Origin of the sequence: Paenibacillus glacialis, from assembly GCF_001637205.1 — a bacterium.
GTDB lineage: Bacteria > Bacillota > Bacilli > Paenibacillales > Paenibacillaceae > Paenibacillus_AQ > Paenibacillus_AQ glacialis.
The window spans coordinates 1-10,002 of sequence record NZ_LVJH01000047.1; the positions used below are offsets into that span (position 1 = coordinate 1).

At 36.4% G+C, this 10,002-nt stretch carries 14 protein-coding genes and 1 pseudogene; all 15 read right to left on the reverse strand.

What is annotated here, in order from left to right:
- On the reverse strand, positions 1–234 hold a 234-nt coding region (locus PGLA_RS19510; protein ID WP_161487963.1), incomplete at its 3' end, for a hypothetical protein.
- Between the two features lie 296 nt (positions 235–530).
- Positions 531–1,172, reverse strand: a complete 642-nt coding sequence (locus PGLA_RS19515) for a suppressor of fused domain protein (RefSeq protein ID WP_161487964.1) — start codon at positions 1,170–1,172, stop codon at positions 531–533.
- A 79-nt stretch (positions 1,173–1,251) separates the two neighbouring features.
- On the reverse strand, positions 1,252–1,740 hold the full coding sequence (locus PGLA_RS19520) for a hypothetical protein (protein ID WP_068536086.1): 489 nt from the start codon (positions 1,738–1,740) through the stop codon (positions 1,252–1,254).
- A gap of 13 nt (positions 1,741–1,753) precedes the next feature.
- On the reverse strand, positions 1,754–2,854 hold the full coding sequence (locus PGLA_RS27060) for a hypothetical protein (protein WP_084411306.1): 1,101 nt from the start codon (positions 2,852–2,854) through the stop codon (positions 1,754–1,756).
- A 21-nt stretch (positions 2,855–2,875) separates the two neighbouring features.
- Entirely contained in the window at positions 2,876–3,289 is a 414-nt protein-coding gene (locus tag PGLA_RS28415) for a hypothetical protein (RefSeq protein ID WP_068536088.1), read from the reverse strand.
- Between the two features lie 160 nt (positions 3,290–3,449).
- Positions 3,450–3,884 (reverse strand): SMI1/KNR4 family protein, encoded by a 435-nt coding sequence (locus PGLA_RS19535; RefSeq protein WP_068536090.1) that lies wholly within the window; start codon positions 3,882–3,884, stop codon positions 3,450–3,452.
- 12 nt (positions 3,885–3,896) lie between these two features.
- Positions 3,897–4,166, reverse strand: a complete 270-nt coding sequence (locus PGLA_RS28170) for a hypothetical protein (RefSeq protein ID WP_161487965.1) — start codon at positions 4,164–4,166, stop codon at positions 3,897–3,899.
- 491 nt (positions 4,167–4,657) lie between these two features.
- Positions 4,658–4,942, reverse strand: coding sequence for a hypothetical protein (locus tag PGLA_RS19540; protein ID WP_068536092.1), 285 nt, complete (start codon positions 4,940–4,942; stop codon positions 4,658–4,660).
- Positions 4,935–5,465: a hypothetical protein gene (locus tag PGLA_RS19545; protein ID WP_068536094.1), complete on the reverse strand. Its 531-nt coding sequence runs from the start codon at positions 5,463–5,465 to the stop codon at positions 4,935–4,937. The genes PGLA_RS19540 and PGLA_RS19545 overlap by 8 nt, the downstream gene beginning before the upstream one ends.
- Before the next feature lie 333 nt (positions 5,466–5,798).
- The gene (locus PGLA_RS19550) at positions 5,799–6,260 is read right to left on the reverse strand and encodes an SMI1/KNR4 family protein (protein WP_145939617.1); all 462 of its coding nucleotides are present in this window, start codon (positions 6,258–6,260) and stop codon (positions 5,799–5,801) included.
- Complete coding sequence (locus PGLA_RS19555; protein WP_245700184.1) at positions 6,260–6,817, reverse strand: SMI1/KNR4 family protein; 558 nt, start codon at positions 6,815–6,817, stop codon at positions 6,260–6,262. Before PGLA_RS19555 ends, PGLA_RS19550 begins: the two co-directional genes overlap by 1 nt.
- A gap of 15 nt (positions 6,818–6,832) precedes the next feature.
- Positions 6,833–6,991: pseudogene (locus tag PGLA_RS29170) on the reverse strand (HNH endonuclease); the annotation flags it as partial.
- A 600-nt stretch (positions 6,992–7,591) separates the two neighbouring features.
- Positions 7,592–8,188, reverse strand: coding sequence for a hypothetical protein (locus PGLA_RS19560; protein WP_068536096.1), 597 nt, complete (start codon positions 8,186–8,188; stop codon positions 7,592–7,594).
- Positions 8,189–8,192: 4 nt separating this feature from the next.
- Complete coding sequence (locus PGLA_RS19565) at positions 8,193–9,014, reverse strand: hypothetical protein (RefSeq protein ID WP_068536098.1); 822 nt, start codon at positions 9,012–9,014, stop codon at positions 8,193–8,195.
- Between the two features lie 23 nt (positions 9,015–9,037).
- Positions 9,038–10,002: hypothetical protein (locus PGLA_RS28175; protein ID WP_068536100.1), on the reverse strand; the 965-nt coding region annotated here is incomplete at its 5' end.

The following is a 10,002-nucleotide window of genomic DNA, read 5'->3' on the forward strand; positions in this document are numbered from 1 at the left end:
CTTCGCTGCCGTTGCACCCCAGCCTACGAACGGAATTGCCGCTGCCGCAGATAGCGCTGCGTTCGCGTAGTCTCCACGTGCCGCATATATTCCCGCATTCAGTAAATCCGCTGCTTCTCCGATACCTGGAATCAGTCCTGCCACATCGAGCACCACTTGCGTGATGTCTAGTGCTTTCTCCCAGAAGCTTTTCTTTTTCTTCGGTGGCTCAGGTACCATATCTTCGACATACACGGCACATTACGTTTGGCCATTACTACACATCACTCGCTGCTGCCGTTTCTCTCGTAGTGTATGGATGCGCCATTAATGGTTCGTCTCTTGTTTCACTCTAGTAAGCTTGATTCCCGTGAAATCTCTTCATAATATACTTTCTGCTACAGCCAAATGATCACAATTTCCGTTTCTAACCTGTACTTGTCTTACCACTCATATTATTTCACATACAAAAAAAAGGGTTTACTCCTACTCATAGTTCAAGAGAATAAACCTTTATATTTTTTCAAATTGTTTATAAGTGTATGGTTGGATTAGTCTGTGATTAGATCTTTAGATTCACAGGTATTTACTCTACATACGTCAACTATATCATTTACATCATACTCATCAAATTTTTCAAGAAGTGCCTCCAACCCATGTGTCAGATTATATTCTAATTCTTCCTGATATATTGGAGAGACTACTACAAAGCGAATTGTTTTCTCCTCACTGACCCTCACAGAATAAAAGTCTTCATTTTCCCGGATTGGAGGTAACAGTAACATACTCGTAAACTTATTGTTTGGTGCAACTGGTTCCGGGGGATCACCGTTAGGAATGGTATCTCCATAACAAAACCAAGTTTCTTTTTCCAGTGGGAACTTTCCAAGCTTTCTAAGCCAACCAAATGGCCAATACTCATTAAATTTTTCTATACCTTCTTTATTAACAGGCCAAGATGAAGGAAGATACATCATTAACTCTGTATATTTCCACTCGTTATCATCTTCTGGAACATCAGCAGGTAATAGACTCATTCCTGAAGTAATGATGGTATGATAGTTTCTATTATCATTTGCTTTAAAAATGATTAAATTTATATTAATACTATCTGAAATAGTTTCCACATTTATTAAGCTCTGATCCCCAATATACTTCTTATAGTGTTCTAGTAATTTCTCGTTTTCTTCCAAGGGATTTTCCACTCCTATTAATCATTTTTAATATTTAGTGCCTATCAGTAAACAAGGTTATCTAATGGGGCATTTAGAATTAAAATATCAATAGACTTCCTTGAGGCCACTTTCCTTTCCAACCACAGGGAATATGTCCTGACTCATAAACTTTAAATAACTCAGTATGAAAACCTAGTTTTACATACGGACTATATGCATATTCCATCATAGCAGTAAGCAAGTCCCATTCAACACTTTCGTATACAGAATTTTTTAATTTATTTTCTTGTATAAATGTTGAAAGCTCATTTAGCACTCCGTTTTTCAATAATGATTTCGCCTCTAAAGTAATATTATTCCATTCCCTGTACTCTTCACGCCAATTCTCATGGAGGGATGATGTTAAACTATTTCTTATATGAAGTTTAAGATTGTCCCAATTTGAATTGATATTTTTTTCTACATCCCGCCATTTATTCACATGTATAAAATCAAGATTAGTGATAATGTTAATTTCATTTCCACAATTGCTGAACCAATCTATTTTAGCAATCTTTTCATCATAGAATTCTTTGACTGATTTCATAACTCACTACTCCTTATTTTAGTTTTATTGGCTGAAAAAGATATTTATAGATGGAATTTATCTGTCCTGGTATTTTAGGTATGGGATCATCATCTTTCAAACCATATTTTAATCTTTGCTCTCTTCCCTTTTCAACCACATCTAATGCTTGCTTCTCAGTCAGTCCTGCTTTTCTTAACGATTTATACAATGCTACATTATATTCTGCATTTGTGGGTATTGAACCTTTTTTATCTCCTATTCGATATCTGTGAAAGAACTCTTCCATTGTTTTATGTGCCATAAAGTGTGGTGAACCAATATCTTTAAATGCATTCCCTTCTAATTCAATGGTATAACCCTCTTCTGATGGAATTACCTCTTTACCGTTTCCGTCTTTTTTAAACGCAGCATCTTGGTTTAGATGATGCTTTTGTTTTCCTGATTTATCATTCTTCCACTCACCATATTTCTTGACAGTGATTGTTCCATCATCTTTATTCTTGCTCTTACCTGACGAATCCTTCTTATCCCCCTCCTTCTTCGATGTCGTTGAATCTTTATCCTTCTTACTCGGCTCGGGACCCTTCGTCTTATCTGGCTTATTCGTCTCTTCCTTCTTCGACTTAGGTTTATCTTTATCTTTCTTACTCGTATCTTCTTTCTTGGTCTTATCTGTATCTTCCTTCTTAGTCTTCTCCGTATCTTTCTTCGTCTTATCCTTCTTCCCAGATCCACTACCTGAGGAGCTGCCTCCACCATCTGTAATACCAGAAGAATTATTTTTTCCGCCGCTGCGCTTGGAACCATTCATAATGGATACCCATGTTAATGCAGCACGCATCTTATCTCCGCCTAATTTCTCGACCAAATCTCCAACCAATTCATACCGCATTCCCTCTTGCATCGCTTGTTCCATTACTAGACTCTTACCGTACTGTGTCGCCACATGGCCTGATGTCGACAAGACTGATGCCATTTTAGGACTCTTCATCGCTAGGGATTGCATCACGTTCTTCAGCTTCATCACTTGCTCGCCCAGACCTAGGTTGTTTGCCATCTTCCTCGCATTGGTAAATACTTTCCCCAGACCTCCGCTGGCGAACCCGGATGCCATATCTGCGGTTTTACGCAATGCTTGGACCGCATCTACGGCTCATGTTGTTGCCTGCACCAACTTCTTACCTGCATTAACTTTACTAATCCCTTTGCCTACGACCTTCGCTGCCGTTGCACCCCAGCCTACGAACGGAATTGCCGCTGCCGCAGATAGGGCTGCGTTCGCGTAGTCTCCACGTGCTAGGTATATTCCCGCATTCGCTAAATCCGCTACTTCTCCGATACCTGGAATCAGCCCTGCCACATCGAGCACTACTTGCGTGATGTCTAGGGCTTTCTCCCAGAAGCTTTTCTTTTTCTTCGGTTCCGGTTCTGGTTCCATATCTTCGACATACACGGCACATTTCGTTTGTCCTGAAAGTTTGACTTCCGTCGCCTGGATGTCACTTATTCCATCGATGACGATACTACTCTCACCGCAGGATGCAAAAAAAAGCTTACTCCTACTCATATATCAAGTAGAATAAGCCTTTAAAAATATTAAGCTTGTGGATTACCTCTATTGTAGGAACTTGTAAATAAAATGTACACCAAATTAAAATATCATGTATCTTTTTCTTGAATACTGTTCAAATAATTTTCTGTAAATTTCATATCCTTTTTATGGACTATTACTCAATTAAATCCATGTAGTATTCATTGTCATTAAGAAACTTCTCAAAAAAATCCTCTAATGAGTCAGCTATCTGAGTGTCAAAATAAAAAACCGGAGTATTTTTCAATTGCATGTCTAAAGTTAAATATACACCTTCGTTCACTTCAAAAAAAATAAGTTTATCCTCATCATCATAAATATCATCTAAATCTGGATCAAACTCAAAAATACCTTCTCTTAATCTAATATCTACTACCGTTCCCGGTCCCAGTATCCGATTTATCGCATTAGCACTTTGACCCTTAATAAAACCATAGCCAATTTCTGAGTATAATTGTCTGAGGTCATTTGGGAAACTAATCCCTAATCTGTTCTCAGCCTTTAAAATATCCTCTTCGAGTAACTTATAAGTTTTGTTTTCCACATTATTTACAAACTCAAAATTCGCCATTATTATTACCTCCTAGGAAATAATTTTCCTGATGGTGATCCCTCCAACTACCTTTCCATACTGTTTCATCAGTTGACTCTTTTTATCGTACACTCGGCTATACCCTGCTATTTGCCGTTGATGTTTCTTGTTGGAGTAGCGAGTTCCTTTCCAAGTGTGCATTTTCCACCCTGTAAGTAAAGTGAACAATTCCGATATAGGTAACGGAATGTCACACGCCACATCACATCGTACAAATATAATATGATTTCTCAGACGTAATCCTTTATTGGCTTTAGCCATGAATAGAAATGAACTTTTAGCGTATTCTTTCTCGACTTAGGAATAAAAGTAAGTTGATAGGAGATGTGTAGGTTGCCCAATATCTCTTACATGTAAATGATACTTAAATCCCTTCTCTTTCACTAAAAAGGTGTACTTCCCCAGTATAGTTATTTATCATTAGTGGATCGGAAATGATTTTTCCAATACAGATCCAGTCCTTTTGAGGACTTTGTATTTCTTCCACATAATATTGAAATTCGTGTAGATTTCTTAGGTTAAATAAAACAATATTACCAAAGCATGACTCTGCACTTTCTTCAAGAAAATCAATATAAGCTTTAAGTACAGGTTTATTAAAATTTAATAAGAATTCTTCATTTTTTAGTTCATCAAAGGATATACCACTGCTAACACACCCGAAAATGAATGTTTCTGGATATTCCTCTAATGTTTTTTAAACAGATTGATAAACTGCGTTATTTTCTGATTCAATGATACTCCTCCTATATTCACTTCCCCACTTGATCCCAGATTTGTTTTGTTATTATCCTGCTTGTCTTTGAGTCAATAAGCTGAAGATTACTTCTCGTCTCAGCTCCCCCTAAAATCAAGGAGTGAATAAAACCAACTTCCTTATAATTCCTTATTTGATTTATAAGAATCCGCGCTCCTTCGGGATCCTTTCGTCCGTATAATCTATATACACTTTTAATTACATCTTCTTTATACGTGCTTATTTGATAATTGCTTCCCAGTGTCCTTTTTAAAATAGCTTTTATCTTTTTATCATTCATTGTCATTATTTTCACCTTCGAAGATAAGACCATGCTTAATTATAAACTGATACCAATCATCTTCATCTACCCATGGGATAATTTCGGAATATTTATTACCAAATACATACTCTTCAAGAAATTCATTAAATGTGCCAAGGCATAATCCTTCATCACTATAAGGTATTTCCGAAAACCAATATACATTTCCATCCATCTTATTTATGCCTAGTGGTTCAGACATAATCTTGCCCACACATAACCAGTTAGTTTCCCAATCAGGCTGAAAGTCTAATAAATTCTGGTAATCTTTAATCACCGGATATTCGAATAATACTATACTTCCTAATGAAAAACCTGAGACTACTTGTACAAATTCAACATATTGTTGAAATTTTTGATTGGAACCATTAATTAACTCTTGATTAACACTAAGTGCATCTACTGTTATACCATCCTCAATAATCCCAAAGGTCATATTTGTTGTATTTGATCTTAAAACGTTCTTGGCAGTATTTATAATTTTCCTTAGCTGATTATTCATAAATTTACCTCTTCACAATAATTTTTATAATCGTTCCAACAGGTACTTTTTTAACATCTCTAGGGTCTGTCAAATCTTTTGTGTAAACTCTCTTAACAGACTTCCACCCAAGGGGAGAAAAGTTATCTGAGTTTCATTAAATATTTTAAATCAAAGTTTTTTCCAGCGCCCTCATCTAGAAGTAGGGAATTAGCCTCCTTCCATCATACTTTTAAAAATGAGATATAAAAAAGAAGCTATCTCTCGGTCGTTAAACCTTGTGAGAAGCTCCTTTAAGATACGCTGAATAACGAGACCATTTAAACCTAATTAGTCACCTTTATATAATAATTTTTATTCAGGTATATATAACGAACCTGTAAATTCTGTGAAGCTATTAGATATTAAGCTAATGAATTCTTTCTTTAGTTCATTATCCTCTTCAAAATAATCCATATCGCAAAAGTATACCTTTCCTATGTCATTCCCTGATACCGACAAGCAGATTAAGCTATCAGCAGGATCTATACCTATAGGAAGAAAATTAGAAGGAACTATTTTACCAATTGAATATATTTTATACTTCTCATCTAAGCTTATTTCAACACTTTCCGATATAGGAAAATACATCATTAATGATGAAGTGATTTTACCATCTTTACTTTGGAATCTTCTTTTAATTGGCTTTCCACCATTGTTTAGCAATAAAAATTGTTTATAGTCATAAGGAAGTGTTACATTTCTTATTTTCTCAAAATTTTCAACATCTTTACAACTGATTTTTTCAAATGAATATTCAAAATTCATCTCCAATATTACCCCTCCTCATCTTCTATAGAGTACATTCTTCCTAACAATTCCGTAAACGAATTACAAATTAAGACAAAATCGCTTTCTTCGTGATTATAAAATATTATTTGTGGTTCTTTCTTAGATTCACGATAATCAAAACAAAGTAAGTTTCCAAATGGATCTCTCGCAAAAGGAACTATCCCTCTAGTAAAAGTATCCAGATTAAAGTTATAGAACATTTGAATGTTTAAATCTTCATTAGTAAAACTAATCAAATCATTGAATACTCCTTGAATTCCGTTGTCGAAATCAAATTTATTGGGTTCAGGGTAACCACCATTGAACTTAATAACACACTCTTTATAGTCAGATAGAAAACTAACTCCGAACGATTTCTCAACAGTATTCATGATATTTTCTTCAACAGGCCCATCTACAAATAACCATCTACTTACTCCCATGATAACATCTCCAAAATACTTTTTTAGTTCACCTTTTCTACCGGACTCTCCTCCACCCCAAATAGCTCTTCCACTAGTATGACCAGCAACTTGGTGTTCAAAATAATCGACAATCTGCATCTTCCCACTATCTTGGTGATGGTGCCATGTCAATGTTTATGGCACTTTACCAGATTTTAAGAGTTCTATTTCCACTTCAGTAATTTTTTTAACTAGATCTGGATTCTTTGTAATTTCCTTATAAAGATTTTTTGATAAGTAATCAAATTGTACTCCATCTGATTCCAAGTACAACTTTTCAGGTAAGGAGATTTCATATTTTGAGTTAAACTCTGGAAATACGTTTTTATCATAACATACCTTGTTTTACTTACCATTTTTAGTTGAAATGAACGTATTCGTTGTCGTGCCATCTTCATTTCTCAATTTACTTTTATATTTGTTCGGTTGATTAGGCGCTCTGTTATATGGTGGTTGATTTCTTTCCACATCTTCCATAGCTTTGTCAATTTCTTCTTTTGATGGGTTTCTCGTTTCGTCAGTGCCAGAATCCTTCCCTTTATCAGACTCTTAACCACTGCTTCCCTGATTATTCTTGCTCTTATCTACCTTCTCTTCCGTACCTCCAGCCTTCTTCGGTGTCGTTGTCTCTTTATCCTTCTTACTCTTATCGGTATCCTTCTTCCAAATCCTCCGTCTGAACTGCCCCCGCTATCAGCAATACTAGATTCGTTACATTGTTACGATATATTTATAATAACTGCGAGAAAACCAACATAACAAAAAACAGGTCAATCATGGTGGTATCTGACCATAATCGACCTATTTAACTTAATGTTATTGGTTAGCATTTTGTGTGAATACACTTACTAGATAAGATGTTTAAATACGGTATTAAAAGGTCATTAATAAACCACATTTCGCTTCTTTTGCTTCCTTATACAGTATTATGAGTTCGTCATAAGCCTCGATTAATTCAGGAAACGTTATCTGATAGACTAAATCATTTGATGATGGCATACCATTATCAATAAACTTTTGTTTTAAATCAATCAGTTCATTATACATACTAGGAATATCATCAGCGTAAACAAACCCTAATCCCATCCCACCTGGATTAAGTGTAAACCCTCCCGATTCTAGTTGACGACCAAGAATATAATAATCTGGATGAAATTTAGGAGACACCATACTTAATGCTTCTAATAACGCATCCCATGTATAAGAAAATCCTAATTCCTCTTCGGGTGAATAATAACATGTCATTGCAAAATCAGTGAGTTCTTGAACACTGCCGTTCTCTATTTCCTTTTCCCACTCATTATTCAACAACTCACCTGTGTATACAGATCGTACTTTACCCATATTTTTTGTAATAAACGCCTTTAATGAATCTATATCATTTGTTGCACCAGAAGCAATTATGATTTCACCTAGTTCTTCACTAAAAGCATCCGTATCAAATAAATACGCCTTATGTTCCATTGCCATAATATCACTCCTGTTCCTTTTCTTGAAGGATCAGAAGTGATTTTTCTAATTCTTTTCGAACATCTCCCTTTGCTCGTCCATTCATGATAGGTTCTAGCATCGCATAGGCATATTGAGGTGAAAGAGCTTTTGCAAAAATTGAAATCACTTCCTTTGCATAAGAATCGATTTTCATTTTCAAAATTTGCGACCCTAACTCAACTAATTTCTCATAAAATTTCTTATTTAACATACTAAAGAAGTTACTTTCTTCAGATGCGCTCCAAAGTGCCTCTAAGCCTTTAATAATAACATCCTCATAATCGTCTTTTTTCATTTTCTGCATCCATGCTTCACTTTTATGGACATATGCTTCAAGAGCATTAATAATAAATTGCACATCCTCTGATGTAAAAACCATGTGACTAGAATAATTATATAATAGGTTGGTCTTAACAATAGGATGGATTTCCCCCTTGAAAAATGCCTCTTCAGCACCACTAGGACCGTGTTCAAGACGAATAATAACAGACTGGAGAATCGCCTTTTCGCTTATTGAAGCATTAAAGTCTTCTTCTGAAAATCCTTTTTCCTTTTCCCGAAGTATAGAGACACTTTCAATATTATTTAGACTTAGGAGGCTCTGCATGGCTTTAATTCTTATTCGCTGTGTTCGATGAAATAGAGCTTCATGTAGTCTCGGAACAAACATTTTATTGTGCGAAGCACCCATAGCTATTACTATCTCTATAGGCAATTCCTCACCATGCTGTCGAAAAGCCTCATTTAATTGTTCATCTGAAACAGTAACCCTAACATTATTTTCATTATAAGCCTTGTACATCATAGACCATAGATTCCTCCTACCCATCATGGGATTTTAAAATCATCAGGATCATAGATTTCCCGTCCTACTGAAGCTCCTGTATTTGGATCATATCTTTCTATTATAATTTGTTTTGGAGGTTCTCCATACTTTAGTTTATAGGCATCAATAAACCTGCGGATTTCTTGTTTATCTTTTGAAATTGGTCTGCCGACGGGTTTATCATCAATGATATTCCCTTTTGGTGGTCCTTGAACAGCATCTGGTATAGATCTTTGATATTTTTTTGATGGTTCGCCATTTTTATCTATTCTCTTTGGAACTTCAATAATGTTCCCATCATTATCCTTTAGAGGCTCATTGACGGTATCATACTCACCACTAGCACGACGTTCATCTGCCTTTTCCTTATGAATTTTCTTCCCAGCCTTAGTACTGTTAGTTTCACCAGTAATGTTATTCTTTTCTTTACCTTCACTCGATTGCTTACCGTTCGTTCCTTGATCTTTATTCTTGCTCTTATCTGTTGATAACGTATCCTCGGCCTTCTTGCTCTTCTCCGTATCCTTCTTCGACTTATTCTTCCCAGATCCACCGCCCGAGGAACTACCTCCCCCATCAACGATGCCCGATTTGTTACTTCCTCCACTACGCTTGGAACCTGATACAATGGATACCCATGTTAGCGCAGCACGCATCTTGTCTCCGCCCAGCCTCTCGACAAGGTCTCCGACGAATTCATACCGCATTCCCTCTTGCATCGCTTGTTCCATTACTAGACTCTTACCGTACTGTGTCGCCACATGGCCTGATGTCGACAAGACTGATGCCATTTTAGGACTCTTCATCGCTAGGGATTGCATCACGTTCTTCAGCTTCATCACTTGCTCGCCCAGACCGAGGTTGTTTGCCATCTTCCTCGCATTGGTAAACACTTTCCCCAGACCTCCGCTGGCGAACCCGGATGCCATATCTGCGGTTTTACGCAATGCTTGGACCGCATCTACGG